The organism is Pseudonocardia sediminis (genome assembly GCF_004217185.1).
In the GTDB taxonomy this organism is placed as follows: domain Bacteria; phylum Actinomycetota; class Actinomycetes; order Mycobacteriales; family Pseudonocardiaceae; genus Pseudonocardia; species Pseudonocardia sediminis.
In genome coordinates this window covers 1305603-1332406 of record NZ_SHKL01000001.1, presented here as the reverse complement: position 1 = coordinate 1332406, position 26804 = coordinate 1305603, and the positions used below count along the sequence as shown (strand labels likewise).

Here is a 26804-nt window from a genome sequence, read left to right as displayed (position 1 = left end):
TCTGACCTGCACGAATGCCGACCGGCAGGCCCCCGAGGGCTGTGCGAGGGTGGCGGTCATGTTGATGACCCTCGTCGCCGAACACGGCCCGGTTCTCGCCCAGTACGCCGACGCACACACCTCGCACGCGGTGCTCGCCGACGCGACGCAGCACGCCGAGGCGGCCAACTTCCTGCAGAAGGTCGGCAAGGCGATCTTCGGCGTCCTGGCCGGGATCTTCGTCGTCGGCGCGCTGGTCGGGCTCCTGATCGGTTTCCTCGTCGGCCGCGCCGTCGGCCGCAGGACCCCGGACAACGTCGGGGCCTGACGAATCGCGCCCCTCCCTCTAAGGTCAGCCTAAGCTGAGTCGGGGGGAACCGGCTCGACCGAGCCGAAGGGGGCACCCGTGCCGTTCCGTCTGCGGGCCGTGACCGGCCTGTTCGTCGTCCTGCTCGTCGCCGTCACCGCATGCGGGTCCGGCCAGGAGGCACCCGCCCCGGAGGCCTCGGGCGGTGGCGCCTTCCCGGTGACGGTGCCGGGCAAGCTGGGTGCGGCCGTCGTGCCGCGGGCGCCGCAGCGCGTGGTGGCGATGGACTGGACCAGCGCCGACATCGCACTGGCCCTCGGCGTCGTCCCGGTGGCGATGCAACGGGTGCGGATCGGCGCACCCACCGGCGTCCAGCCCTGGGCGCAGCCGCGCCTGAACGGCGCGGCGCCGACGCTGTTCGGCACCGACGGCGGCGATCCGATCGAGCAGGTCGCCGCGGCCCGGCCGGACCTGATCGTCGCGGCCAAGGACTACAACTTGACACGCAGCCACGCGGCGTTGTCGCAGATCGCCCCGGTCGTGCACTTCCGCGACGCCCCCAACTCCGACTCGTGGCAGGACACCACCCGCTCGGTCGCGACGGCGCTGGGCAAGCAGACCGAGGGCGATCGGCTGATCGCCGACACCGAGGCGCGGATCGCCCGGGCCGGCACCGACAACCCGCAGATCCGGGGGAAGTCGGTCACGTTCCTGGTCGCCCCGCAGGCCGAGGCGGTCTATGCGGTGAACTCGACGACGGACGTCTCGGCACGGTTCCTGACCGGGCTCGGGCTGACCCTGAACCCCGCGCTGAACGGTCTGCCCGACTCGACGATCCCGGGCCGCACGCTGCTGTCCTACGAGCGGATCGGCTCCGCGGACGCCGACGTCGTGCTCGTCACCGGGCCGGCGTCGTCGATCGCGTTGATCAAGGGCGTCGAGGGCTACACCGCCCTCCCCGCCGTGCGCGAGGGACGGTCGGTCGACCTCGATCCCACCGCCGCGCAGGCGATCGCGTTCCCGTCACCGATCAGCCTGCAGTGGGCGGCGGAGGAGGTGGTCCCCCGGATCGCCCGGGCCGTGGTGGCCCGCTGAGGGCCGGGGCGACGCTCAGCTGATCCCGTCGGCGGTGCGGCAGGCCATCGCGACCAGGGCCAGCGTCGGCCCGACCGCGCCGGACGACGGGAACACCGCGCTGCTCGCGACGTGGACGTTCGGGGTGCCGTGCACCCGGCACCGGGCGTCGACGACGCCCTCACGCGGCGAGTCCGCCATCCGCAGCAGGCCCATCTGGTGGGTCCCGTCGGTCATCGGAAGATCCCCGACGCGCTCCACGTCGGAGAGGTCGACGGTGGCCAGGCCCGTCCGCTCGAGCTCCTTGCCGATCAGCGTCAGCGACGTCGCGATGCTCTGCCGGTCGCTCGCCGAGACCGAGTAGTCGATCCGCAGGCGGCACTGTCCGAGGGCGTCGCGTTCCCGGTCCAGGGTGACCCGGTTGGTCGCGGACGGGGTCTGCTCGGCGTCGAAACGCAGCCGGCAGTGGCTCGAGTCCAGCGGCATGAACGACGGCAGGTGGCGCTCGCCGGTCAGCCGGGGCCGGGCCCAGCCGCGTGCGAAGCGGGCGACCCGGCGGGGGTCGCCGACGACGTTGCGCAGGTGCCGGGAGATCCCCGTCGTGGACGTATACTGGGCGTGCGTGCCGGCCGCCTTGAAGCCGGCGCGGACCCGCCCCATGCCCCAGTAGGTGAGCGCGAACGTCGAGAGCAGCGCGTCACGGTGCGACGGGTCCTTCGGGTCGGCGAACCAGACCGCCGCCTTGAGGTTGCCCAGCCCCTGCTCGGCCTGCACCGACGGGGCCAGCGAGAGCATCCGGCGGGCGTAGACGCCCTCCGGGGTGACGGCGTAGCCGAGCCCGAGCGCCTGCCCGGCGGGGGTCAGCCGCAGCCGGCCGACCTCGCCGACGGGGTGGGTCATGTAGTGGCGCCCGACCTGGTCGTGGGCGTTGCCGATGCCGGCACCGAGCCCGCTGCCGCCGTAGCCGTCGGAGGCGAGCAGGATCCGGGTCGACTCCAGACCGCCGGCCGCCAGCACGAACTCGCGCGCCCGGACCCGGACCTCCTGGCCACGGCGTGGGACGACGACGGCCTCGGTGGCGGCACCGCCGACCGGGTCGCGGTCCAGGCGGGTGACGGTGGCGTGGGTGAACAGCCGGATCCGCCCGGTCTGCGCGAGCGTGCGCATCCGCGGGGCGAACGTCGTCGGCGGGCTCCAGCGCCACAGGTCGTCCCAGCGCAGGGCGTCGGTCTCGGTGACCTCCGGCGACGGGTCCGGGAACCCGGAGGCGGCGGCGGAGTACTCGCACTCACCGGCGTCGAGGTGACGCTGGGCGCGGCCGTAGTAGCGGCGCAGCTCGTCGTGCGCGATCGGCCACCGAGCGTCCGGGATCCACTCGCGCTCGGAGAAGTCGACGTCGTCGAGCGGGGCGCAGCGACCGCCCCAGACCGCGCTCGTCCCGCCGAGACGCTTCTGCCGGACCGCCTCGACCGGGTCGTGGGCACCCTCGCCGGCGACACCGCGGTAGGTGTCGTCGGCGGTGCGGTCCCGACCGGTGCCGCCACCCTCCAGAACGATCACCCGCAGGCCTCGGTCGGCCAGCTCGGCGGCCACGGTCGCCCCGGCCGGCCCGCTGCCGATCACACAGACCTCGGCGTCGAAGCTGCTGCCGGGCAACGCACGTCGCGCGTCTATGATCATCGGGTGGTTGGTCCTTCCGCCTCGCGATGACCCGGACCGGGTGGCCGGTTCGGGGCGCTGAGGAAACGGTAGCTAACGTCTTCTTTGTCTGGTTCATGCGGTATGTGCAGTTCGTTCCGGCTCGCCGGCCGGCTCGGGAGGATGATCGAGTATGGGTCTCGCGGCGATGACCACGACCGCGCGGGGCATGGCCGCGACCGTCCGTGTTCTCGGGCGCGGTGAGCTGGGCCGGTACACCGGTGGGGGACGCTCCGAGGTCGCGAGCTTCGAGAACGAACTGCGCAGCGTGATCGGCGTCGAGCACGCCCTCGCCGTCAACAGCGGCACCAGCGCCCTGATCGCCGCCCTCGTCGGAGCCGGTATCGGGCCGGGCGACGAGGTCCTCGTCCCCGCCTACACCTGGGTCTCGACGGCCGCCGCGCCACTGGCCGTCGGCGCCGTGCCGGTGCTGGTCGAGGTCGACGAGACGCTGACCCTGGACCCGATCGACCTCAAGCGGAAGATCACCGAGCACAGCCGCGCGGTCATCCCGGTCCACATGCTGAACCTGGTGTGCGACATGGACGCGATCATGGAGGTCGCCGGCGAGCACGGGCTGACCGTGATCGAGGACGCCTGCCAGGCCGTCGGCGTGACGTACAGGGGCCGCCGGGTGGGCTCGATCGGGCACGCCGGGTGTTTCAGCTTCAACCAGCACAAGAACATCCGGAGCGGTGAGGGCGGCGCGGTCCTGACCAACGACCGTACGCTCGCCGAGCGGGCCTCGATGTACCACGACGTGGGCAGCTACGAGCGTCCGGGCTTCACCGGTGACGACGCCGGACTGATCGTCGGGGTCAACCTGCGGATGCCCGAGCTCTCCGCCGCCGTGCTCCGTCCGCAGCTCAAGGGCCTCGACGCCCAGCTCGCCCGCCGCCGCCGGCACCGCGAGATCATGGTCGACGCGCTGCGCGGCACGCTCGCGGCCGGACGCTCGCACCTTGTCCCGCACCACGACCCCGAGGCCGCGACCGGCCTGGCCGTCGCGTTCGCCGACACCCCCGACGCGGTGTCGTTCGGCGCCGCCCGCGGGGTGCACCGCCTCGCCGACACCGGCCGTCACGTCTACACGAACTGGCGCTCGCTGCACGCCCGTAACCCCGCGCACCCGGGCATGGACCCGTACGGCTGGGCCGCACGTGACGTCGACCACGGTCCGGACGCATGCCCCGAGACGCTCCGGATCCTCGACCGCACCTGCGCGGTCGATCTGGCCCCCGAGCTCCCCACCCCCGCCTTCCGCCTCCTGGCCTCCCGCACCTCCGGCCAGGCCTGACCGACCCCGCCGGACCCGGCCGGTCAGCGCCGGTCCGGTCCGGCGCGCACCGCGCCCGTCGGCGCGCACCGGCGACGTCGGCGCGCACCGCATGAACCGCGCGTCGGCCGCCGGAGTGCGCAGGACATGGCCGGGTGCGCGTCCGGTGCCCGGACCGGGTGGTCCCGGGGATCGTGATCGCCACAACCGGCCGAACGGCGTCATATTCGTCGCGCCGGCGCCGTTTGCGGCAATCATCCGGAACCACCACGGCCCGCGGCCCGGAATCGTAGGATCCTCCGCGTGCCGGAGATCGCGAACCCGCAACTACGCGGGGCAGTGGATCACCTGATCACCCAGGTGACCCCGGAGAACGTCCTCGACGTACGCCGGGTCCTCCTCCAGGAGGTGGTCGATCTCCAGACGACGATCGACCGTTACGACAAGCAGGGCGACTACCGCCCGACGGGCCCGGCTGCCACCGGTGGCATGGGCACCCCGGGCGTCGGGTTCCACGTCGGTCACTGCAGCGGTGACCCGATCTCCGGTCCGGCGGCCATCTCGTTCAACCGCAAGATCGACGGGATCGTGGACGGGTGCAAGGCTTACGTGGCCGATCTCAACACGGCCGCTGAGTCTCTGGCGGCCATCGCGCGCAACTACGACATCGCGGAGGACGCCATCCAGACCTCGTTCGCCTCCGTGTCATTGACGTGGTGACCAGGACCCTGGCGGTCTGCATCGGCGCAGCGCTGCTGCTGTCGGCCGGCTGCGGCGCACGCTCCGAGGCCGGCGCCGACGCTGCGGCTGATCCCTTTCCTCCCCGACCGAGGTCCTTCGACATCCGGTCGACGGACCCGTGCTCGACGCTCACGTCGTCCCAGGTGAAAGAGCTCGGCATCGTCGCCACCAGCAGGAGCGACCTCGTGCCAGATCTCCCGGGCTGCCTGCACGTAGCCTCCGGCGGCTCGTACCGGGTGCAACTGCTCGTGTTCACGGGAGCGCGCGCGCTACTGCCCGGCTACCCGGACCAGCAGGGTCTCGACGTCTTCCGGGATCCGGTCGAGACCGACATCGACGGCTTCGGCGCGGTCGAGGCCCGGTTGCTGAGGGGCAAGCCGGCCGATTGTGCCTTCACCGTGGACACCGGCGCGGACTCCAGCATGCAGTTCTACTACTCGACGACGGGCGACGATTCCGATTCGGCCGCCGGGTGCGACAAGGCCCGCGAGTTCGCGTCGATGAGCTTGTCCACCCTGTCCGCCGGATAGTGCTGCGCGGCTCAGTAGCTGCGCGGCAGGCCCAGTCCCTGGGTGGCGATGTGGGCCAGGACGAGTTCCTCGGCGACCGGGATGTTCTTCGCGATGCGCGCGTCGCGGTGCAGGCGGGCGATCGGGTACTCCTCGGAGAACGCCATACCGCCGTAGGTCTGGTAGGCGCGGTCGGCCGCGTCCCAGGCGGCGCCGGCGGCGGTCAGCTTCGCGATGTTGGCCTCGTCGCCCGACGGGCGGCCCTGGTCGTAGAGCCACGCGGCCTTGTGCGTCATCAGACGGGCCAGCTCGGTCTGGGCCTTGACCCGGGCCAGCGGGAAGGCCAGACCCTGGTTGGCGCCGATCGGGCGTCCGAAGACCTCACGCTCGCGGGCGTAGCCCACGGCCAGGCGCAGCGCCAGCTCGGCCGTCCCCACCCCGCCGGCCGCGGCGAGGACGCGTTCGGGGTTGAGGATGTCCCAGAGCACGGCGAACCCGGCGTCGATCTCGCCGAGGACGCGGTCGGCCGGAACCCGGACGTCGTCGAAGTGCACCTGGTTGGATTTCACGATCCGGTTCCCGGCCTTGTGGATCGGGGTGTACTGCAGGGTCCCGGCCGCCTCGGCCTCTCGGACGTCGACCAGCAGCACCGAGAACCCGGAGGTGCGCCCGGACGCCTCGGCGGCGGGAGTGGTCCGGCAGACGACCAGCATCCAGTCGGCGCGCTGCACGCCGGAGATCCAGATCTTCTGCCCGCGCAGCACCAGGTCGTCACCGTCGCGACGGGCCGTGGTGGAGATGGCCAGGGCGTTGCTGCCGGCGTCGGGCTCGGTGAGGGCGAAGCAGGTCTGGGTGGTGCCGGCGGCGATACCGGGCAGCAGGTCGCGTTTCTGCTGGTCGGTGCCGTGCCGGGTGACCGTCACCCCGCCGAAGCCGGGGGTGAGCAGGTAGAGGAACGCGCCCGCGGTGCCGGCGCCGGACGCGGCGAGCTCCTCCATCGCGACGGCCAGCTCGAGCAGGCCCAGCCCGCCGCCGCCGAACTCCTCCGGCACGGCGAGCCCGAGCCAGCCGCCGCGGCCGAGCTCGGTCCACAGCTCCTCCGGCCAGCGGTCCTCGGCGTCGCAGCGCGACCAGTAGTCGGTGCCGAAGTCCGCACACAGCTCGCGCATGCCCTTCTGCACGGCGGCCGCGGTCTCGGAGAGCTCGAAGTCCATGGATCGGATCGTCGCACGCGGTCCGGGGTGTGGTCGCGGGTCCGGGCGGGCCCATGATGGCCCGGTGACCGATCTCGACCCCACGGCCCTCGATCCTGCCGCCCACGACGCGGCCGACCCGCTGGCCTCGTTCCGGGACCGCTTCGTGCCGGCCCCGGACGTCGTCGCCTACCTCGACGGCAACTCGCTCGGCCGCCCACCGGCGCTCACCGCCGAACGGATCGAGCGCTTCGTACGCGAGGACTGGGGCACCCGGCTGATCCGCGGCTGGGACGAGGGCTGGTGGGAGCAGCCCGGGACGGTCGGCGACCGGATCGGCGCGCTCGCCCTCGGCGCGGCGCCCGGGCAGACGGTGGTCGCCGACTCGACGACGGTGCTGTTCTACAAACTGGCCCGCGCCACCGTCACCGCCCGGCCGGACCGCAGCGAGATCGTGCTCGACACCGACAACTTCCCCACCGATCGCTACGTGATCGAGGGCATCGCCGCCGAGCGCGGGCTCACCCTGCGTTGGGTCGAGACCGACCCGGCCGCCGGCATCACACCCGAGCAGGTCGCCGCCGTCGTCGGACCGGAGACGGCGCTGGTGACGTTCAGCCACGTCGCCTACCGCTCGGGCTGGATCGCCGACGCCGAAGCGATCACCGCGATCGCCCACGACGCCGGAGCCCTCGTGCTCTGGGACCTGAGCCACTCCGCCGGGTCGGTGCCGCTGCGCCTCGACGACTGGGGCGTCGACCTGGCGGTGGGCTGCACCTACAAGTACCTCTGCGGCGGGCCCGGGTCCCCCGCGTTCGGCTACGCCCGCCGCGACCTCCTCCCGTCGCTGGAGCAGCCGATCCAGGGCTGGACGGGCCGGCGCGACCCGTTCGCGATGGCCGCGGGCTACGAGCCGGAGCCGGGGGTGCGGCGGCTGCTGTCCGGGACGCCGCCGGTGCTGGGCATGCTCCCGCTGACGGTGTCGCTCGACCTGCTCGCCGAGGCCGGGATCGACGCGGTGCGGGAGAAATCGCTGCGCCTGACCGACTACGCCCTCGACCTGGCCGACGCCTGGCTGGTCCCGCGCGGCGTCACCGTCGCCTCACCGCGCGAGCACGACCGGCGCGGCGGGCACGTGACGCTCGTCCGTCCCGGCTTCGCCGACCTGCTCACCCCGCTGTGGGAACGCGGCGTGATCCCGGACTATCGCGCCCCGGACGGGCTGCGGATCGGCCTGTCCCCGCTGTCGACGAGCTTCGCCGAGGTGTACGCCGGGCTGGCGGCGTTGCGGGACCTCCTGGACTGAACGCTCAGGCCGCCTCACGCCGTCCGGAGGGGCGATCGGCGTGGGCGACAGCACCCGGCCCCGCGACCGGCCCGGACCAGGGCAGCACCGTGTCCGGCAGCACCGGCCCGAACCGCGGCGGCGCGACCGCGCGGCCGCCGTCGTCGCGCAGCACCCGGCGGTGCAGCAGCAACAGCACCAGCCCGACGACCAGCAGCAGGTGCGCGAGCAGCCGGACCGGGTCCACCCGGCCCGCGATCAGGTCGACGACGCTGAGCACGGCCAGCACCCCGACGAACGCTCCGATCACCGGCACCAGCCCGGCCACCAGCCGGGACCGTCCCAGCGCGACGGCGGCGAACCCGACCCCGATCGCCAGGTTCCACGCGGCGCTCTCGTGCGCGAAGTGCTCGGCGCTCGCCCCGCCCATGTGCATCTCGCCGGTCCCGGCGATCGCGGCGCCGAGGACGCCGGCCGCAGCCAGCGCGATCTGCCCGGCACCGACCATCCCCAGCCCGGCCCGCACGGCGACCCCGGCCCGGCGGCGGCGCTCGACCGGGCGCATCCCGGTGGCCGCGGTCAGTACCGAGGCGACGAGGTCCGGGCCCGGCTGCGCGGTCCCGGTGCGGGCGAGACGGGTCACCGTCGCCGCCCGGTCCGCGAAGGCCCGGCAGTCCGGGCAGCCCTGCAGGTGCGCGTCGACGGCGGGAAACGGGTCGTCCTCGCCGTCGAGGCGCGCAGAGACCCGCTCACGGCATTCCGTACACGGGACGGGGGCGTGCGTCATGTCCCTATGGTCGCCGCGACGGTCCGTCGAGTTCCCGGCCGGGGGTGATCGTGAACACCGGATCACAGCGTGTGTCGATGGTGCGTTTAGGCTAACGACCATGTCCCAGCGCCCCGACGACGCCACGGTCACGGCGTGGGCGCTCGCGGCGGGCCGTGGAGACACCGACGCGCTGGCCGCGTTCGTCCGCGCCACGCAGGCCGACGTGCACCGGTTCCTGGTGCACCTGTCCGGCCCCGCCGACGCCGAGGACCTCGCCCAGGAGACCTACCTGCGCGCCCTGCGCACGCTGCCGACGTTCGCCGCGCGGGCCTCGGCCCGCACCTGGCTGCTCTCGGTGGCCCGCCGGGTCTCGGTGGACGCGGTCCGCACGGCCGTGCGCCGTCCGCGCACCCAGGGCGCCGACGACTGGGAGGGCCTCCTCGACCGGGCCGCCGGGCCACGCACCGGCGCGCACGAGGCGGTCCTGCTCCGCGCGCTCGTCGACGAGCTGGGCGACGAGCGCCGTGAGGCGTTCGTCCTGACCCAGATGCTGGACCTGAGCTACGCCGAGGCCGCCGAGGTCTGTGACTGCCCGGTGGGCACGATCCGTTCCCGCGTCGCGCGGGCCCGGGAGGACCTGGTCGAGGCCCTGGACGCCGACCGCAGCGGCGGCGCGGCCACCGGGCGATGTCGTGACGGAGCCTGAACGCTCTCCGACCGCTCGACGCAGGACCGCATCCACGGCGATGAATTCGACCGTGCGCGGCAAGTCGTAGGAACCGGACGACCGTTCCGTACGACCACTGCCGTGCACCACGCGAAGGAGACGACGTGATCGCATCCCTGCCCCTGGCCCTGGCCCTGTCCGCGGTCTTCGTCCTGACCGGCGCCTACGCACTCGTGCGTTGGTCGGCGGCGATGACCGGTCCGCTGCCGCCGTCGCGGCGGATGGCGGAGCTGGCGCACCTGCTGATGAGCGTGGCCATGGTCGTGATGACCTGGACCTGGGCCGGCACGACCGGCGTCACGGTGCAGATCGTGCTGTTCACGGTGTTCGCCGGCTACTTCGTCGTGGACGCGGTGGCGCGCTACCGGACCGGCTCGCACGGCTGCGCCGGAGGCTCGGCGCACGCGCTGATGGCCGCGGCGATGGTGTGGATGCTGGCCGCGATGCCGCTGATCATGCCGACGCCGGTGGTCGCGGAGGCCGGAGGCCACGGTGCGCACTCCGGGCACGGCGGGGGTGACGGCGCCGCGATGGACATGACGGCGCACACCGGCCCGGTCGCCTGGGCCGTCGTCCTGACGATCGGTGCGTGCGCCGCGCTGCTCGCCACGTCCGCCTTCTGGGCGGTCCGCGCCCTGCGCGGGCGGACCGTCGTCGCCGGGGCGCCGCTGGTCACGGACGAGACCGCCGAGCCGGCGACCGAGGCGGCCGAGACCGGGCCGGGGGGCGGAGGAACCGCCGTCGCCACCGTCGCGCCCGCCGTCGCCGCTCCCGCGCCGCACCGCCTGCTCGGCCCACGCTCCGACGCGGGCTGTCACGCCCTCATGGGGCTGGGCATGATCGTGATGCTGCTGGGGATGGTCGCCGGCTGGTGACCCGCCGGCCCTGACCTCCCCGCACCACCACGTCCCGCTCCACCCCGCCCGGTGCCCCCGGGTCCCGTCCGCATGCCCGAACCCGCCCGACTCGAGGAGCGCCGCACCCCGATGTCCGAGACCACACGCACCCGGCCCCCGGTCGAGCCGGGCCCGCCGTCCGATCCCTCCCCCGGTGACCGGCCGCGATCCGCCGGCGCCACCTGGTGGGCCGGGCTGCGGCCGCTGCTGATGCGGCTGCACTTCTACGCCGGGTTGTTCGTGGGGCCGTTCCTGCTGGTCGCGGCCGTGACGGGCCTGCTCTACACGCTGACCCCGCAGATCGACCGGGCGCTCTACGCCGACGTCCTCACCGCCCCGGTCACCGGGCCGGCGGTGCCGGTGCGCGACCAGGTCGCGGCCGCGATGGCGTCGCAGCCGGGGCTTCCGGTGACCGAGGTCCGTCCCGCGCCCGGACCCGGCGACACCACCCGCGTCTCGTTCGACGCGGACCTGGAGCCGAGCTACTCGCGGACGGTGTTCGTCGACCCGTCGACGGGCGGGGTGCGCGCCACGATCGACACCTACGCCGAGTGGCTGCCGTTCCGGGCGACGATCGACAACCTGCACCGCTCGCTGCTGCTCGGTGACCCGGGCCGGATCTACACCGAGCTCGCCGCGTCCTGGCTGTGGGTGCTGACGCTGTCCGGGCTGGCGATCTGGGTGGTGCGGCGAGAGAAGCGCAGGCGGAACGAGAATGGGCACAGTCACAAGGCCCGTCGGGTCCGCCGGACCCTGCTGCCGCAGGACACCGGCCCGGGACGGGCGCGACTGCGGTCCTGGCACGGCTCGGTCGGTCTGTGGGCCGCGGTCGGCATGCTGTTCCTGTCCGCGACGGGCCTGACGTGGTCGCAGTTCGCCGGCGCCAACGTCGACACCATGCGCTCCGCGTTCGACTGGACCACCCCGTCGGTGAGCGACACCCTGCCCGCGACCTCGACGGCCGCACCGGTCGGCAGCGTCGCCGTGCAGACCGACCGTGTGCTCGCCGCGGCCCGCGGCGCCGGGGTCGCCGGTCCGGTCGAGGTCACCCCGGCCGACCCGGGCGGGGCCTGGACGGTCACCCAGACCACCCGGAGCTGGCCGACCCAGCAGGACTCGGTGGCCGTCGACCCGTCGACCGGGGCCGTCGTCGACCAGCTGCGGTTCGCGGACTGGCCGGTCGCGGCGAAGCTCGCCCGCTGGGGCATCGACGCCCACATGGGCATCCTGTTCGGGGTGGCGAACCAGATCGTGCTCGCCGCGCTGGCGCTCGCGATCATCTGCCTGGTCGTGTGGGGCTACCGGATGTGGTGGCTGCGCCGCCCCACCCGCGGAGGGTTCGCCGGGCCGCCGGGCGTGCGGTCGAAGCCGGCGTTCTCGGCGGTGCTGACGGTCGGGGCGGTCGCGGTCCTGGTCGGCCTGGCGCTGCCGGTGTTCGGGGTGTCGCTGATCGCGTTCCTGCTCATCGACGCCGTGGTGCAGTCGGTGCGCAGCGACGAGCCCGCGGAAGCCTGAGACCCGGGCCTCAGCGGCCGGCCGCCCAGGTCCAGGCGTAGGCGGGGTCCTCGCAGGCGCGGGCGCCCTCCCCCAGCTCCAGCGGGGCGAACGTGTCCACCATGACCGCGAGCTCGTCGAAGAACTCCGCGCCCAGCGACCGCTCCACCGCACCCGGCTGGGGGCCGTGTGAGTGCCCGCCGGGGTGCAGCGAGATCGATCCCTGCCCGATACCGGATCCCTTGCGCGCCTCGTAGTTCCCGCCGCAGTAGAACATGACCTCGTCGGAGTCGACGTTGGAGTGGTAGTAGGGCACGGGCACCGACAACGGGTGGTAGTCGACCTTGCGGGGCACGAAGTTGCAGATCACGAAGTTGCGCCCGGCGAACACCTGGTGCACCGGCGGCGGCTGGTGCACCCGCCCGGTGATCGGCTCGAAGTCGGCGACGTTGAACGTGTACGGGTAGAGGCACCCGTCCCAGCCGACGACGTCGAACGGGTGCGTCGGGTAGACGTAGCGGGTCCCGGTGATCCCCCGGCTGCCGCGGTGCTTGACCAGCACCTCGGTGTCCTGGTCGGCCTCCGGGCCCGCGACGAGCAGGGGTCCCTCCGGGCCGTGCAGGTCGCGCTCGCAGTAGGGCGCGTGCTCGAGGAGCTGACCGAACCGCGACAGGTAGCGCTCCGGCGGCGCGATGTGGGAGTTGGCCTCGATCACGTAGGCCCGCACCGGGTCGTCGCCGGTGGGCAGCCAGCGGTGCGTCGTCGAGCGCGGCAGCAGCACGTAGTCCCCGGCGACGGCGGTCAGCGTGCCGAACGCCGTCTCCACGGTGGCGGCGCCGGACTCGAGGTAGACGCACTCGTCGCCGACGGCGTTGCGGTAGAGCGGCGAGGATCCGGACGCGACGACGTAGGAGATCCGCACGTCGGCGTTGCCGAGCACCAGCCGCCGCCCCGACACGACGTCGGTGCGTTTTGCGGTGTCGTCGTCGAACAGCTCGTGCAGCCTCAGGTGCCGGGGCAGCAGTGGGCGGTTCTCGCTCGTGGAGACGTCGGGAAGCTCCCAGGGGGTCGCGTCGACGATGGCCGACGGCACCCCCGTGTGGTAGAGCAGCGACGAGTCCGAGGAGAACCCCTCCTCCCCCATCAGCTCCTCGTAGTAGAGCCCGCCGTTCGGTCCGCGGTGCTGGGTGTGTCGTTTGGGCGGAACCTCGCCGCACCGCCGGTAGTACGCCATGTCCGACCTCCTCGTCCCGTCCCGAGGGTGCACCCCCTCCGCCTGTGACGCACGTGCGGGACACGCGTCGGAACGGCGGGCTTCGGGTACATGTGGGGCATCCGCGGTCGCCGCCGCCCGCACCACCCCCGCCGAAGGAGCCCCATGTTCTCGTCCTCCCGCACCGCCTGGTCCGTCGCCGACATCCCGCCCCAGCAGGGACGCACGGCCGTCGTGACCGGGGCGAACAGCGGCCTGGGCCTGGCCACGGCCCGGGCCCTGGTGCACGCGGGCGCACGCGTCGTGCTGGCCGTGCGCAACGTCGAGAAGGGCGAGGCGGTCGCCGCGGAGCTGGGCGGCGCCGCGTCGGTGCACCGCCTCGACCTCGCCGACCTGACGTCGGTGCGCGAGTTCGCCGCCGGCATCGACGGCCCCATCGACGTGCTGGTCAACAACGCAGGGCTGATGGCGATCCCGCAGCAGCGGACCGCCGACGGGTTCGAGATGCAGCTCGGCACGAACTACCTGGGCCACTTCGCGCTGACCGGGCTGCTGCTGGACCGGATCACCGACCGGGTCGTGACGCTGTCGAGCCTCGCGCACGGCTTCGGGAGGATCCGCCTCGACGACCCGAACTTCGAGAAGGGACGCTACGAGCGCTGGACGGCCTACGGCCAGTCCAAGCTGGCGTGCCTGATGTTCGCCTACGAGCTGGAGTACCGCTTCACCGCGGCCGGGTCACCGCTGCGGTCGCTCGCCGCGCACCCGGGGTTCGCCTCGACGAACCTGCAGGGGCGCACGGAGTCGTTCCAGGACGGCCCGGTCGCGCTCGCCACCCGGCTGCTCGGGCAGTCCGGCGAGGCCGGCGCGCTGCCCACGCTCTACGCCGCGACCGTCACCGACCTGCCCGGCGGGATGTACATCGGCCCGGACGGGATCGGCGAGCTCACCGGCAGCCCGCGCCCGGTCGGCTCCAGCGCCGCCTCGCACGACCGCGACGTCCGCCGGAAGCTCTGGGACCTCTCCGAGGAGCTGACCAAGGTCGGCTTCCCGGTGATGCCCTCCTGACAGCACGACGGGGCCGGGTCCCGCGGTGTGCGCGGCCCGGCCCCGTCGAGGGCGGTCAGATCTTGGACGTGTTCCGGGTGAAGTTCTCCGGGATGATCAGGTCGTCGCGGGAGAGCTCGTGGATCGAGTTCTTCCCCAGGCCCAGCAGTGCCTCGTCGATCCCCTTGTAGAGGATCGAGATCACGTTGGTCACCCCGCGCTCGCCCTGCGCGGCCATGCCCCACAGGTAGGCGCGCCCGATCATGCAGGCGCGGGCGCCGAGCGCGAGCGCCTTCGCGACGTCGGCGCCGCGGCGGATGCCGCCGTCCTGCAGCACCTCGATCTGGTCACCGACGGCGTCGGCGATCGCCGGCAGCGCACGGATCGAGCCCGGCGTGCCGTCGAGGTTGTTGCCGCCGTGGTTGGAGACCGAGACGGCAGTGGCCCCGGCGTCGACGGCGCGGCGCGCGTCGTCGGGGTGCGTGATGCCCTTGATCATGAACGGGCCGCCCCACTGCTCGCGCAGCCAGGCCAGGTCCTCCCAGGTCGGCAGCGGAGAGGTCCACCACACGCCGTAGGCGCCGAAGAACGTGGGCGGGTCCTGACCCGGGGCCGCCATGTTCGGGGTGGTGAGGTCGGGCAGCTTGCCGGTCTTCACCCAGTCCAGCAGGTACTTCGGCTTGACGATGGCCTCCGGGCCGAACTGGAGCATCGCCTTGAGGTCCATCTTCTCCGGGATGGGCGGGCTGCCCCAGTCCCGGCGGGTGGCGAACGTCCAGTCCAGCGTCACGATCAGGGCCTTCGCCCCGGCCGCCTTGGCACGCATCGCACGGGCCAGGATGTCGTCGCGCGAGCCCGCCCAGTAGACCTGGAAGAACACCTTGTCGTTGACGGCGCAGACGTCCTCGATCGAGCGCGACGCGAACGACGAGAGCCCCATCGCGGTGGAGACGGTCTGGTCCGGGTTGAGCGGGTTCTGGATGTTCGAGCTCGCCGCGGCCTTCGCGACCGCGACCTCGCCCTCCGGGTCGACGGCCTGCACGCCGGTCGGCGAGATGACGACCGGGAAGTCGATCTCCTGGCCCATCACCGTGGTGCTCTGCGACCGGACGGCCGGCAGGTCCGCGATGTGCGGGCGGAACCCGAGCTCGTCGAACGCGGCGACGTTGTCGCTCAGCGTCAGACCCTGCTCGGCGCCGGCGACCAGCGCGTAGTAGACCGACTTCGGCAGGCGCTTCTTCGCCCGCCGCTGGGCCTCCGCGACGGTCTCGAACCAGTCCTTGGTGCTCGCCATACCTGCCCCTTCGCAGTGATGATGTTCGCTCTGCGGGTTCGCTGACGCAGGGTCGTCCCTGCCTCGATGAGCGGCACACTAGCGATTCGGCACCGGGTGCCACAGTTCATGACGCGCAGACCCGTCCGAAGGCAGGGGGCGGCCCCCTCCGCCCGGGCCGGGCGGAGGGGGCCACGGCTCAGCCGATGGTCAGGCCCGGCTCCGAGCTCACCATCCGGGCCGCGACGCGGTCGGCGTGGCTCGGCGGGTCCGAGGGCACCCCCAGCGGGCGGCGCGACTCGAACTCCGTGCGCATCGCCGGGAGGATCTCGCCGAGCAGGTCGAGCTGCTCGAGCACGGTCTTCAGCGGCAGGCCGGCGTGGTCGACGAGGAACAGCTGGCGCTGGTAGTCGCCGAAGTGCTCGCGGAACGTGAGCGTCTTCTCCAGCACCTGCTGCGGGCTCCCGACGGTCAGCGGCGTCTGCGACGTGAAGTCCTCCATCGACGGCCCGTGCCCGTAGACCGGGGCGTTGTCGAAGTAGGGCCGGAACTCGTTCCAGGCGTCCTGGGAGTTGCGGCGCATGAAGAACTGCCCGCCCAGCCCGACGACCGCGCTCTCGCCCGGGCCGTGCCCGTGGTGCTCCCAGCGCTCGCGGTAGAGCCCGATCAGGCGCTCGTAGTGCGAGGCCGGCCAGAAGATGTTGTTGGCGAAGAAGCCGTCACCGAAGTAGGCGGCGACCTCGGCCACCTCCGGCGTGCGGATCGAGCCGTGCCAGACGAACGGCGCGACGCCGTCGAGCGGGCGCGGCGTGGACGTGAAGTTCGACAGCGGCGTGCGGAACCGGCCCTCCCAGTTCACGACCTCGGAGTCCCACAGCCGTCGCAGCAGCTGGTAGTTCTCCACCGTCAGCGGCACCGAGTCGGCCGGGTTCTGCCCGAACCACGGGTAGACCGGGCCGGTGTTGCCGCGGCCCAGCATGAGGTCCACCCGGCCCCCGGCCAGGTGCTGCAGCATCGCGAAGTCCTCGGCGATCTTCACCGGGTCGTTCGTGGTGATCAGCGTGGTGGACGTGGACAGCGTCAGCGTCTGCGTCCGCGCGGCGATGTAGCCGAGCAGCGTCGTCGGCGAGGACGGCACGAACGGCTTGTTGTGGTGCTCGCCGGTGGCGAACACGTCCAGTCCGACCGCCTCGGCGTGCTCGGCGATAGTAGTCATCGAGCGGATCCGCTCGTTCTCGGTCGGCTCGCGCCCGGTCGTCGGGTCCGGGGTGACGTCGCCGACGCTGAAGATCCCGAACTGCACGGGGGCCTCCTCCTTCGATGGGGCGCAGATCCTGCACCCGGGGTATGTGCACGCTCAACAACTTTGTCGGCGTCAGTGTTCCCGCGGGCCGGACGGGTGATCACGGCGCGCTGTCGTCCACACCCGAACGGAGCACCCCGTTCAGGCGGACCGACGAGCCCGGACCGCCTGCAGGTGACGGCGCGCACGCTCGCTACGGTGTGCTGGCAGTCACCGGGCAGCGGGCAGGGTCCCGCGGCGAGGAGGAGCCGTGTACAGCCACGTGCGGGGTGGGCACGCTTCCGGCGGGCCGTCGCCCGTCTCGGGCAGGTTGGCGCCGAACGGGATCGCACCCGGCGGCCCGGCCCCGGCCGGTTACGGCCAGGGCGGACACCAGCCGGGCGGGTACGCGCCGGGAGGCTACGACCCGGGCAACCATCGCCCGATCGGGTCGGGTCCCTCGGACCGTCCCGCGTCGCCGCCACCGCCGCCCGCCCCGTCCGGCGCCCTGACGGCCCTGGCCGTGGACGACGAGGAGCCGGCGCTGCTGGAGCTGGCGCACCTGCTCGGCGAGGACCCCCGCGTCGGCACCGTGCACACCGCCGCGAACGCGACCGAGGCCCTGCGGATCCTGCACGGCAACCCGGCCGACGGCAGCGCCCCGGTCAAGGTGGACGTGGTCTTCCTCGACATCCGGATGCCCGGGCTCGACGGACTCGAGCTGGCGCGCGTGCTGTCGGCGATGGCCGACCCGCCGCCGATCGTCTTCGTCACCGCCCACGACGACCGCGCCGTCGACGCCTACGAGGTCGGCGCCGTCGACTACCTGCTCAAGCCGCTGCGCAGCGAGCGCCTGGCCGGGTCCCTGGACCGCACGATCGCCCTGCGCGGCTCGCGCGGGCCGGTGCCGCCGTCCGCGGTGGCCGCCCAGCAGAAGCGCGTCGCCCCGGAGACGACCGACGACGAGGTGATCCCGGTCGAGCTGGCCGGCACCACGAAGATCGTGCCGCGGTCGTCGATCCGGTTCGTCGAGGCGCAGGGCGACTACGCCCGGCTGCACACCACCGACGGCAGCCACCTGGTCCGGATCCCGGTCTCGGTGCTCGAGGACCGCTGGGGCGAGGCCGGCTTCGTCCGCATCCACCGGGCGTACCTGGTGGCGCTGCACCTGATCACCGAGCTGCGGATGTCGGGCTCCGGCTACGTCGTGCGCCTGGGTCAGGGCTCCACCGCGATCGAGCTCCCGGTCAGCCGCCGGCACACCGCCGGGCTCAAGCGGATCCTGCGTGGACGTCCACAGCGTCCGCCGCGAGGCCCCGAGGACGGACCGGACGGACCGATCCGTCCCTGAGCGCCGCTCCCGACCCCGGGAGCGGATGATCACGGTCCGCGATCTGCCGCCCGCGTGGCGTCACTGCGGAGAGCCCGGCCGTCACCTAACCTGGTGACCGGTGCTTACTTCCGGGTTGTCTCGCGCGTCCACTCTCCGTCACCTCTCCCGCCGCGGCGTCGCGGCGACCGCCCTGCTCGCCGTCGCCGCGCTGCTCTCCGCGTGCACGGCCTCGCAGGCCGAACCCCGGCGCCCGGACGGCGCGGCGCCGCCGACGCCCGCCGCAGCCGCTCCGCCGCCGGTCGCGCAGCTGCCCGGCGGCGGCACCCAGCTCTTCCCGGGACGGCGGATGGTCGCGCTCTACGGGCACCCGGACACCCCCGGGCTCGGCGTGCTGGGCGAGCAGGGCATCGCGCAGTCGATCGCCCGCGCGAAGGACCTCGCGGCCGACTTCGACCCGGTCAGCACCGAGCCGGTGATCCCGGCCTTCGAGCTGATCGCCACGGTCGCCGACTCCGCGGCGGGCGCCGACGGGGACTACTCCGCCGAGTCCACGGTGGCCGACCTCAAGCCCTGGGTGGACGAGGCGGCGAAGAACGGCGTCTACGTCGTACTGGACCTGCAGCCGGGCCGGGCCGACTTCCTGAGCCAGGCCCAGCTCTACGCACCGCTGCTGGCGCGACCGAACGTCGGCCTCGCGCTGGACCCGGAGTGGCGGCTCGGGCCGAACCAGCGCCACCGCGCCCAGATCGGCACCGTGACCGCCGCGGAGATCAACAAGACGTCGGCCTGGCTGGCCGCGCTGACCGAGCAGAAGAACCTTCCGCAGAAGGTCTTCATGATCCACCAGTTCCGCACGTCGATGATCTCGGACCGGCAGACGCTGGTCACCTCGCACCCCGAGCTGGCGACCGTCCTGCACGCCGACGGGTTCGGTGACCCCGGCACGAAGATGGGCACCTGGAACACGTTGCACACCGCGCCGGGGCCGAAGGGTCTGTGGTGGGGATGGAAGAACTTCCTCGACGAGGACACCCCGATGTTCACCCCCCAGCAGACGGTCAAGGTGGGCCCGACCTCGCCGGTGTTCGTCTCCTACCAGTGACCCACAGGGGTGGGTGGGGGGCGGCCGAGATCGTGATCACAGCAAGTACTCTCGACGGAACCGATGTCGGCGACACCGGCCGCGCGCTGATGCGACACCCCCACCGGCGGATCCGACGCCCCGGAGACGGGCGATGTCGTGCCGAGAGTGACAGGGGGTGCCCCGGGTGGACGACGAGCGACCACACGGCGGCGACCGCCAGGGCGGCCCGGTACAGGACCCCCCGCCGGGCGCCCCGCGGGGCCGGGAGGACACCGGCCGCGACCCCCGTGAGGCCGACCGTCCCGACTCCCAGCGCGTCCCCGGTCGCACGACCGGCCCGCAGCGCGCGCCCCGCCCCGAGGGGCCGGGCGGGTCGCAGGCTCCTGCCCGGCAGGAACCGGGAGACCGCCGAGGTCATGGGCGGCCGGGCGCACCGGTGAACGGCCCCGGGCCGTCCGGCCCGCCGCAGGCCGGCGGTCCCCCGGCCGGTGGGCCGGGGCCGTCGGGCCCGCCGCCCACCCGCGGCCCGCAGAACAACCCCGGGCAGAACGCTCCCGGCCAGAACGGCCCCGCTCAGAACGGCCCCGCTCAGAGCACCTCCGGCCCGAACGGCCCGGCCCGGAACGGCCCCGGACCGGCCGGGCCCGCCGGTTCCGCGGGCACCCGGCAGTCCGGCCCCGTCCGGGCCCCGCACACCGAGCAGCCGCCGGCCCGCGACGGCGGCGGCCCGTCCGGCCTCCGGCGCCCCGGTCCCCCGCCGCCGCCCGGTGGACCGGTCCCCCAGCCGCCGTGGCCGCGCCGCCACGAGCGCACCACCGACTCCGGACGGTTCTCCCAGGCCCCGCAGGGCGGCCCGGGACGGCGTCGCAACGGTCCGTCCGGCCCCGATGCCGCGCCCGGCCGCGCAGCGTCCGACGGCGCTCCCGGGCGTCCGGCGGGCCCGTCCGCCCGCCCGTCCGCGCCGGTGCGCGGCCACTCCGACAGCCGCCCCACCGACATCCGCTCGATCCGCGGCAGCGGTTCCGCCGGGCCGGGCGGCTCCTCGGGGCAGAACACGCCGTCCGGCCAGAACGCACCGTCCGAACAGATGGCACCGTCCGGCCAGAACGCACCGGCCGGCCAGAACGGCCCCTCGGGCCAGGGCCCGTCCTCCGCGCAGGGCGGCGCGCCCGGGCCGATCGACGACCGGCACGCCGCACCGCCCGCCCGGCACGAGCCGGACTCCGGCGGACCCACCGGCACACCGGACGGCTCCCGGGCCGAGCCGGGCCGTCCCTCCGCGGACCGCTCCGGCGCCGACCGCTCGGGCGGTCCCGGACCGGACCGGCCCGCCGGGACCGCTCCACGCCCACCGGGTCCCCCGCCCCCGGGCGGACCGACGGGGCCACCGCCGCGCCCGGGCGTCCCCGGACGTCCGGACACCGCCGCCGAGCACCGTCGTCGTCAGGCCTCCGGGGCCGGCGGCGCGGATGCACGCGACCGCGCCGCACGCCTGAGCGGCGAGATCCCGATCGTCCCCCGGCGCGAGCGCCCCGGCGGCGCCCGCGCGGGCGCCGGGACCGCCGTCGCGGCCTCCCGCGCCGCCACCGCGCCGGACCCGGACGCCACCGAGGCCGTCCGCGCGCCGGCGCGCGAGCCCGGCTCGGTGGACTCCACGACCGCCGCCACCGCACGTCCCCCGGGCCGGCGCGACACAGGACGGCCCGGCGGCAGGCCCGAGAAGACCTCCGGACAGCGGCTGCCCGATCCCGCGCGTTCCTCGCTGGGCGCCGCGCTCGGCCTGACCGCGGCGTCGACCGCCCTGCCCGGCAGCGGGCACCTCGCGATGCGCCGGCGCCGCACCGGCGGGCTGATCCTCGGCACCCTGCTGGCCGTCGTGGTCGCGCTCGTCGTGCTGGTGCTGGTCGTGCGCCGGTCCACCCTGCTGCAGAACCTGCTGTCGACCACCGCCCTGACCGGGCTGGCGATCGCGCTGGTCCTCGGCGGCATCGGGTGGATCGCCCAGATCGCCCGGACCTACGCACTGGCCCGTCCCCGCAACCTGACGACGGGCAGAAAGGTCGTCGGCACCGCGACGGCGGCCCTGCTGTGCCTCACCGTCGCCGTCCCGTTCGGCTACGGCGTCGAGCTCCTGAACTCCCAGCGCAGCCTGCTGAACTCGCTGTTCAAGGGCGGTGGCACCGACGCCGCGACGGCGCTGGGCAAGCCGCGCCTCAACGTCCTGCTCCTGGGCAGCGACGCCGGCCCGGACCGCACCGGCACCCGGACCGACTCGATGATGCTCTCCAGCATCGACACCACGACCGGCCGGACCACGCTGTTCAGCCTGCCGCGCAACATCCAGCGCGCCCAGTTCCCGCCGGGTTCGGCGATGGCCGCGAAGTTCCCGGACGGCTTCCACGACCCGTCGCAGCCGCTGTCCGGGGACTACCTGCTCAACGCCGTCTACGCCTACGGCGAGCGGGACCCGTCCGTCGCACCGTCCGGACCGACGCCCTACCCCGGCGTCAACCTGCTGCAGTCGACGATCTCGTACATGACCGGCCTGCCGATCGACTACTACCTCGAGGTCAACATGGCCGGGTTCTCGTCGATGATCGACGCGGTCGGCGGGGTGACGGTGAACGTCGGCGCGGAGCCGATCCCGATCGGTGGCGTCACCGCGGGCGGGACGTACGTGAGACCGGACGGCTACATCCAGCCCGGCATCCAGACGCTGAACGGCGAGGAGGCGCTCTGGTTCGCCCGCTCGCGCCGCAACGGCACCGACTACCAGCGGATGGGCCGTCAGCGCTGCCTGATCCAGGCGGTGATCAACGAGAAGAGCCCGGCCGAGCTGCTGACCCGGTTCCAGGCGATCGCGGCCGCGACGAAGGACACCGTCTACACCGACATGCCCCAGCAGGTGCTGCCCGCGCTCGCCGTCCTGGCCGACGACGGGTTCCGGCTGGAGAGCATCGCGTTCGACCCGACGCTGCCGGACCCGAACGCCTCCAGCGGCCAGTTCGACACGGCGAACCCGGACGTGAGCTACATGCAGGAGGTCGCGCAGAAGGCGATCGCGGACCCGCCGCCGCCTCCGGCGCCGGGTGCGGCCACGATGCCGGCACCGTCGTCGTCGGCGTCACCCACCTCGGAGTCGTCGTCCGCGGAGCCGTCCACCTCGGCGAGCCCCACACCGCCGGCCCAGTCGGCCGCTCCGGTCTCGGTGCAGGACGCCTGCGCCGGCGTGTCGGCTGCGCCCGCACCGGGCAGCACGGGCGCCGAGGAGTCCGGCGCCGGGTCCGTCGGCGGCACCACCGGTCTGCCCTCGGCGATCACCCGCGGCACCGGGAACTGAGCCCACCCGCCCCGGTGGGCGGCCCCGACGATCTTCACGGGGTGCCCGGCGTAGGCACCGGGAGCCGGGGGCCTCACACTGTCCCGATGCGGATCACCCTCGCCCAGCTGGACTCCCGACTCGGTGACGTCGACGCCAACGTCGACCGGGCCGAGAAGGTGATCACCGACGCCGCCGCGGACGGCTCGGACATCGTCGTCTTCCCGGAGCTGTTCCTGTCCGGGTTCGGCGTCGGCGAGGTCGACGAGGACGTCTCGATGACCCTGGACGACGAACGTCTCGGCCGCCTGGCCGACAAGACGCCCGGCGGGGTCCTGCTCTCCTTCCCGGAGGCGCAGGCGCACGGCCTGCACACCTACAACAGCGCCGCCTACTACGAGGGCGGGCAGCTGGTGCACGTGCACCGCAAGCTCTACCTGCCGAACTACTCGATCTTCGAGGAGCGCAAGCACTTCCTGCCCGGGCAGACCTCGCGGGCGTTCCCCGTGCGCGGCGGACGGCACCGCGCGGCCACCCTGATCTGCAACGACGCGTGGCAGCCGCAGCTGGCGTTCCTGGCCACCCAGGACGGCGCGATGGTCATGCTGGTGCCCGCGGCCAGCGCCCAGTCGATGTTCCCGGAGCGCTACGACAGCCGCGACTACTGGCGCGGCATCACCCAGTTCTTCGGCCGGATGTATCAGCTCTACGTGGTGTTCGTGAACCGCGTCGGCGACGAGGGCAAGCTGCGCTTCTGGGGCGGCAGCCACGTCGTCGACCCGTGGGGCGAGGTCGTCGCCGAGTGCGTCGAGAACGAGGAGCACGTGCTCAACGTCGACATCGACATCAACCAGGTCCGCCGCCGCCGCCGCGACATCCCGCTGGTCCGGGAGGCCCGCCTCGGCCTCATCCGCCGCGAGGTGGACCGACTCCTCGACGAGGGCGGCGACCTCTGATCGGCGCAGCGTCGCTCAGGCCGTGGCGAAGGCGCCGAGGGTGTGGTCGGGCCTGATCCCCTCGAAGGTGCGGCGCCAGATCTCGTAGTAGAGGAACTCCTCGTCGCTGCGCAGGGCCCAGCTGTGCTCGGGCTGCTCCGGGATCGCGCCGGTGTCGGCCTCGCGTGCCTTGCCCTTCGCCAGCTCGGCGAGGACGGTACCGGCACCGGAGCCGTCGCCGAACTGCTCCTTGCCCCGCCAGAGCAGGTCCTCGGGCAGCCAGCCGGTGAACGCCTCGCGCAGGATCGCCTTCTCCGGGCGCCCGTCCGGGCGCTGCTTCCACTCCGGGGGCAGCGCCAGCGCCGTGCGGACCAGCGCGGAGTCCAGGAACGGCTCCCGGGCCTCGAGGCCGTAGTACATCGTCGTGCGGTCGCAGCGCTGCAGGTTCAGGTGGTGCAGCTGCTCGAGCGAGCGGACCAGCTCGGCGTGCAGGGCGTCCGGCTCGGCGTACTCCTCGCCGTGGATGTAGGAGTAGCCGGCGAACAGCTCGTCGGCGCCCTCGCCGGTGAGCACCACCTTGACCTTCTTCGACGCCTCCTGGGCCAGCAGCAGGTTCGGCACGGCGCTGCGGACCAGGGCCGGGTCGTAGTGCTCGATGACGGCGACGGCCTGGTCGAGGGCGGTGTTGATGTCCTCGGCGGTCACCAGGATCTCGTGGTGGTCCGAGCCGATGTGCGCGGCGACCTTACGGGCGGCGATCAGGTCCCCGGAGCCCTCGGTGCCGACGGCGAACGTGGGCAGCACCTCTCCCCTGGCCTGCGCCAGCGGGGCCGCGATCGCCGCGACCAGCGCCGAGTCCAGGCCGCCGGAGAGGAACACCCCGACCCCGACGTCGCTCATCATCCGGCGCTTCACCGCGGCGATGACCGCCTCGCGGACCTCGTCGAGCACGACGTTGTCCCAGGTCGGGTGCTCGGCGCGACGGGCCGGTCGGACCTCGACCGGGACCGCGTCGGCGTAGCGGACCAGGCCCGAGGACGGGCTCCACAGGCAGCCGGGCGGGAACGACTCGACGTACGGACGGTCCTCGACGTCGAAGGCGCGCAGCTCGCTGGCGAACAGCACCGTCGCGTCCGGGTCCGGCGAGGTGTAGGGCACGGACTCGTCGGTGACGTCGTTCGGCGGGATCCAGTACAGCGGCTTCACGCCCATCGGGTCCCGGGCGACGAGCCCGCTGCCGTCGGTGCGGGCCATCGCGACGGCGAACATGCCGTTGAGCGAGCCGACGGCGATCTGGCCGTCGCGCATCACCGCGTGCAGGGCGGCCTCGGTGTCCGACCCGGTGCGGACGGTGCCGTCCGGGAAGGCCGAGGAGATCCGCTCGTGGTTGTAGATCTCGCCGTTGCCGACGATCCAGGCCGACTCGGCCGCGTCGGCCATCGGCTGGTGCCCGCCGCTCACGTCCATGATCGACAGGCGCTGGTGGCCCAGCCACGCCGTGGACTCCACGTGCACACCGGTGTCGTCGGGACCGCGGTGCGCGACCTTGCCGAGCATCCGTTCGTACTTGCCGGAATGCCGGCCGTGGTCGATGTCACCGAATGCCGCGACGATCCCGCACATGGGGACCACCATGCCACGGCCGGGACGCCCCGGGCGCTCCCACGCTGTGAGTTCGGGCATCTCGTGCCCCCGAATGGCTCGTCCCGTTTGCCCAGGCTGCGCCACGTTCGTACCGTCGGGGGTGGCCGGGTCGGTGTCATCGAGGTTGTCGACTTCCGATCGGCCCCCGGGCATCCGTCACGGAGGCCGTCCTCCCGGCCGGAACTGCAACGCGCGCGTGCGCGACGCGACCGAGGGGTGAACGACGTGACGACGGCAGGGCACGACCACAGCAGCGCCGACGGAACGAGCGCCGGTGCCCATCAGCAGGGACGGCACCGCGTCGTGATCGTGGGCGGCGGGTTCGGCGGCGTCCAGACGGCCAAGGCGCTGAAGAAGGCCGACGTCGACATCACGCTGGTCGACCGCACCAACCACCACCTGTTCCAGCCACTGCTCTACCAGGTCGCGACGGGCATCCTGTCCCCCGGCCTGATCGCGCCGGCGCTGCGGCGGGTGCTGAAGAGCCAGCGCAACGTGCGCACGCTGCTCGCCGACGTCGGCGACATCGACCTCGAGCGCAAGCTCGTGCACGCCGCGGCACCGGACGGCCAGCACATCGACCTGCCCTACGACACCCTCGTGGTGGCAGGCGGGGCGACGCACGCCTACTTCGGGCACGACGAATGGGCCGAGCACGCACCCGGCATGAAGACGATCGAGGACGCGCGGATGCTGCGCAGCCGGATCCTCGGCGCCTACGAGCTCGCCGAGGTCTCCCAGGACCCGGCCGAGCGCGAGGCGTACATGACGTTCGTCGTCGTCGGAGCCGGCCCGACCGGGGTGGAGCTCGCCGGGCAGCTCTCCGAGCTGGCCCGCTACGTGCTGCCGCGGGAGTACCGCTCGATCGACACCCGCGAGGCGAAGATCATCCTGCTCGACGGCGCGCCGACGGTGCTGCCGCCGTTCGCGAAGAAGCTGCAGAGGTACACGCTCGAGACGCTCGAGGAGAAGGGCGTCGACGTCCGGCTCAACAGCATGGCGACGAACATCGACGCCGACTCGATCACGGTGAAGAGCCCGAAGGGCGAGGAGCGCATCGTCGCCCGGACGAAGGTCTGGGCGGCCGGGGTGCAGGCCTCGCCGCTCGCCGCGATGCTGGCCAAGGCCTCGGGCACCGAGGTCGACCGCGCGGGCCGCCTGCCCGTGGACCCGGACTGCAGCCTGCCCGGGCGCCGCGACGTCTACGCGGTCGGCGACATGGTCTCCACCATCGACCGGCTCCCCGGTGTGGCCCAGGTGGCCATGCAGCAGGGCACCTACGTCGGCAAGCAGATCGCCGCCCGCAGCAAGGGCGACGACACCACCCCGGCGCCGTTCAAGTACTTCGACAAGGGCTCGATGGCCACCATCGGCGCCCGCGAGGCCGTGGCCGACGCGTTCGGCGTCAAGGTCACCGGGTGGCTCGGGTACCTGCTGTGGTGCTACATCCACGTGATGTTCCTGATCGGCTGGGGCAACCGGATCGGCACGCTCTACAACTGGGTGCGCTCGCTGCGCTACGCCCGCAACCGCGGTCACCGTCTGATCAGCGTCCGGGCCTCCTACGACGAGAGCCTCGCCGCGGAACACCACTCCCACGCCGAGAGCTTCGGGCGCGACATCCCCGAGAAGCAGATCTCCTGAGCCGGGTCCGGGCGGTGACGTACACGGTGACCTGCGCTGCGTCACCGTCCGGGCACAGCGGGTGGTGAACGCCCCGGGCTCT

General features: G+C 73.4%; 22 protein-coding genes. 15 read left to right on the top strand and 7 right to left on the bottom strand.

All coding sequences use genetic code 11. From position 1 onward, the window contains the following. Window positions 1-58 precede the first annotated feature (58 nt). Complete coding sequence (locus EV383_RS06425) at window positions 59-307, top strand: hypothetical protein (protein WP_130289050.1); 249 nt, start codon at window positions 59-61, stop codon at window positions 305-307. A gap of 78 nt (window positions 308-385) precedes the next feature. Further along, window positions 386-1381: an iron-siderophore ABC transporter substrate-binding protein gene (locus EV383_RS06420; RefSeq protein WP_130289049.1), complete on the top strand. Its 996-nt coding sequence runs from the start codon at window positions 386-388 to the stop codon at window positions 1379-1381. A gap of 15 nt (window positions 1382-1396) precedes the next feature. Here the strand turns inward: EV383_RS06420 and EV383_RS06415 are convergent, their stop codons facing one another. Beyond that, window positions 1397-3040 (bottom strand): FAD-dependent oxidoreductase, encoded by a 1644-nt coding sequence (locus tag EV383_RS06415; RefSeq protein WP_130289048.1) that lies wholly within the window; start codon window positions 3038-3040, stop codon window positions 1397-1399. Window positions 3041-3206: 166 nt separating this feature from the next. Here EV383_RS06415 and EV383_RS06410 point away from each other — a divergent pair, with 166 nt between their 5' ends. The 3 genes from EV383_RS06410 to EV383_RS06400 all read left to right on the top strand — a co-directional run bounded on the left by EV383_RS06410 (window position 3207) and on the right by EV383_RS06400 (window position 5605). After that, on the top strand, window positions 3207-4355 hold the full coding sequence (locus EV383_RS06410) for a DegT/DnrJ/EryC1/StrS family aminotransferase (RefSeq protein WP_242622932.1): 1149 nt from the start codon (window positions 3207-3209) through the stop codon (window positions 4353-4355). A 282-nt stretch (window positions 4356-4637) separates the two neighbouring features. Next, entirely contained in the window at window positions 4638-5054 is a 417-nt protein-coding gene (locus tag EV383_RS06405; protein ID WP_130289047.1) for a hypothetical protein, read from the top strand. Next, complete coding sequence (locus EV383_RS06400; protein ID WP_165438253.1) at window positions 5051-5605, top strand: DUF3558 family protein; 555 nt, start codon at window positions 5051-5053, stop codon at window positions 5603-5605. The genes EV383_RS06405 and EV383_RS06400 overlap by 4 nt, the downstream gene beginning before the upstream one ends. Before the next feature lie 11 nt (window positions 5606-5616). Here EV383_RS06400 and EV383_RS06395 read toward each other — a convergent pair whose 3' ends face one another. After that, the gene (locus EV383_RS06395; RefSeq protein ID WP_130289045.1) at window positions 5617-6798 is read right to left on the bottom strand and encodes an acyl-CoA dehydrogenase family protein; all 1182 of its coding nucleotides are present in this window, start codon (window positions 6796-6798) and stop codon (window positions 5617-5619) included. Between the two features lie 64 nt (window positions 6799-6862). Between EV383_RS06395 and EV383_RS06390 the strand changes: the two genes are divergently transcribed. Next, a complete protein-coding gene (locus EV383_RS06390; RefSeq protein WP_242622931.1) occupies window positions 6863-8083 on the top strand; it encodes a kynureninase in 1221 nt (406 codons plus the stop codon). A 4-nt stretch (window positions 8084-8087) separates the two neighbouring features. On the opposite strand, the gene EV383_RS06385 is transcribed toward EV383_RS06390, so the two are convergent. Further along, window positions 8088-8849: a zf-HC2 domain-containing protein gene (locus EV383_RS06385; protein ID WP_165438252.1), complete on the bottom strand. Its 762-nt coding sequence runs from the start codon at window positions 8847-8849 to the stop codon at window positions 8088-8090. 100 nt (window positions 8850-8949) lie between these two features. Here EV383_RS06385 and EV383_RS06380 point away from each other — a divergent pair, with 100 nt between their 5' ends. The 3 genes from EV383_RS06380 to EV383_RS06370 all read left to right on the top strand — a co-directional run bounded on the left by EV383_RS06380 (window position 8950) and on the right by EV383_RS06370 (window position 11969). After that, window positions 8950-9537: a sigma-70 family RNA polymerase sigma factor gene (locus EV383_RS06380; protein ID WP_130289042.1), complete on the top strand. Its 588-nt coding sequence runs from the start codon at window positions 8950-8952 to the stop codon at window positions 9535-9537. Between the two features lie 125 nt (window positions 9538-9662). After that, complete coding sequence (locus EV383_RS06375) at window positions 9663-10433, top strand: DUF5134 domain-containing protein (RefSeq protein WP_130289041.1); 771 nt, start codon at window positions 9663-9665, stop codon at window positions 10431-10433. Window positions 10434-10544: 111 nt separating this feature from the next. Next, window positions 10545-11969, top strand: a complete 1425-nt coding sequence (locus tag EV383_RS06370) for a PepSY-associated TM helix domain-containing protein (RefSeq protein WP_165438251.1) — start codon at window positions 10545-10547, stop codon at window positions 11967-11969. A 10-nt stretch (window positions 11970-11979) separates the two neighbouring features. Here EV383_RS06370 and EV383_RS06365 read toward each other — a convergent pair whose 3' ends face one another. Next, complete coding sequence (locus EV383_RS06365; protein WP_130289039.1) at window positions 11980-13182, bottom strand: homogentisate 1,2-dioxygenase; 1203 nt, start codon at window positions 13180-13182, stop codon at window positions 11980-11982. Window positions 13183-13326: 144 nt separating this feature from the next. Between EV383_RS06365 and EV383_RS06360 the strand changes: the two genes are divergently transcribed. Continuing rightward, window positions 13327-14229 carry an oxidoreductase gene (locus EV383_RS06360; protein ID WP_130289038.1) on the top strand — a complete coding sequence of 301 codons (903 nt, stop codon included), beginning with the start codon at window positions 13327-13329 and terminating at the stop codon, window positions 14227-14229. 55 nt (window positions 14230-14284) lie between these two features. Here the strand turns inward: EV383_RS06360 and mftD are convergent, their stop codons facing one another. Then, a complete protein-coding gene (gene mftD / locus EV383_RS06355; RefSeq protein ID WP_130289037.1) occupies window positions 14285-15502 on the bottom strand; it encodes a pre-mycofactocin synthase MftD in 1218 nt (405 codons plus the stop codon). 178 nt (window positions 15503-15680) lie between these two features. Next, the gene (locus EV383_RS06350; protein ID WP_130289036.1) at window positions 15681-16784 is read right to left on the bottom strand and encodes a CE1758 family FMN-dependent luciferase-like monooxygenase; all 1104 of its coding nucleotides are present in this window, start codon (window positions 16782-16784) and stop codon (window positions 15681-15683) included. 487 nt (window positions 16785-17271) lie between these two features. Between EV383_RS06350 and EV383_RS06345 the strand changes: the two genes are divergently transcribed. The 4 genes from EV383_RS06345 (at window position 17272) to EV383_RS06320 (ending at window position 23455) form a co-directional block, all read left to right on the top strand. Continuing rightward, window positions 17272-18114 carry a LytR/AlgR family response regulator transcription factor gene (locus EV383_RS06345; RefSeq protein WP_130293994.1) on the top strand — a complete coding sequence of 281 codons (843 nt, stop codon included), beginning with the start codon at window positions 17272-17274 and terminating at the stop codon, window positions 18112-18114. 100 nt (window positions 18115-18214) lie between these two features. Beyond that, window positions 18215-19198: a hypothetical protein gene (locus EV383_RS06340; RefSeq protein WP_242622930.1), complete on the top strand. Its 984-nt coding sequence runs from the start codon at window positions 18215-18217 to the stop codon at window positions 19196-19198. Window positions 19199-19616: 418 nt separating this feature from the next. Continuing rightward, the gene (locus tag EV383_RS06325) at window positions 19617-22520 is read left to right on the top strand and encodes an LCP family protein (protein ID WP_165438250.1); all 2904 of its coding nucleotides are present in this window, start codon (window positions 19617-19619) and stop codon (window positions 22518-22520) included. Window positions 22521-22606: 86 nt separating this feature from the next. Beyond that, entirely contained in the window at window positions 22607-23455 is an 849-nt protein-coding gene (locus tag EV383_RS06320) for a nitrilase-related carbon-nitrogen hydrolase (RefSeq protein ID WP_130289033.1), read from the top strand. Window positions 23456-23470: 15 nt separating this feature from the next. On the opposite strand, the gene asnB is transcribed toward EV383_RS06320, so the two are convergent. Next, window positions 23471-25057 (bottom strand): asparagine synthase (glutamine-hydrolyzing), encoded by a 1587-nt coding sequence (gene asnB / locus EV383_RS06315; RefSeq protein WP_130289032.1) that lies wholly within the window; start codon window positions 25055-25057, stop codon window positions 23471-23473. A gap of 246 nt (window positions 25058-25303) precedes the next feature. On the opposite strand from asnB, the gene EV383_RS06310 reads away from it, so the two are divergent. Further along, entirely contained in the window at window positions 25304-26722 is a 1419-nt protein-coding gene (locus tag EV383_RS06310) for an NAD(P)/FAD-dependent oxidoreductase (protein WP_130289031.1), read from the top strand. Window positions 26723-26804 lie beyond the last annotated feature (82 nt).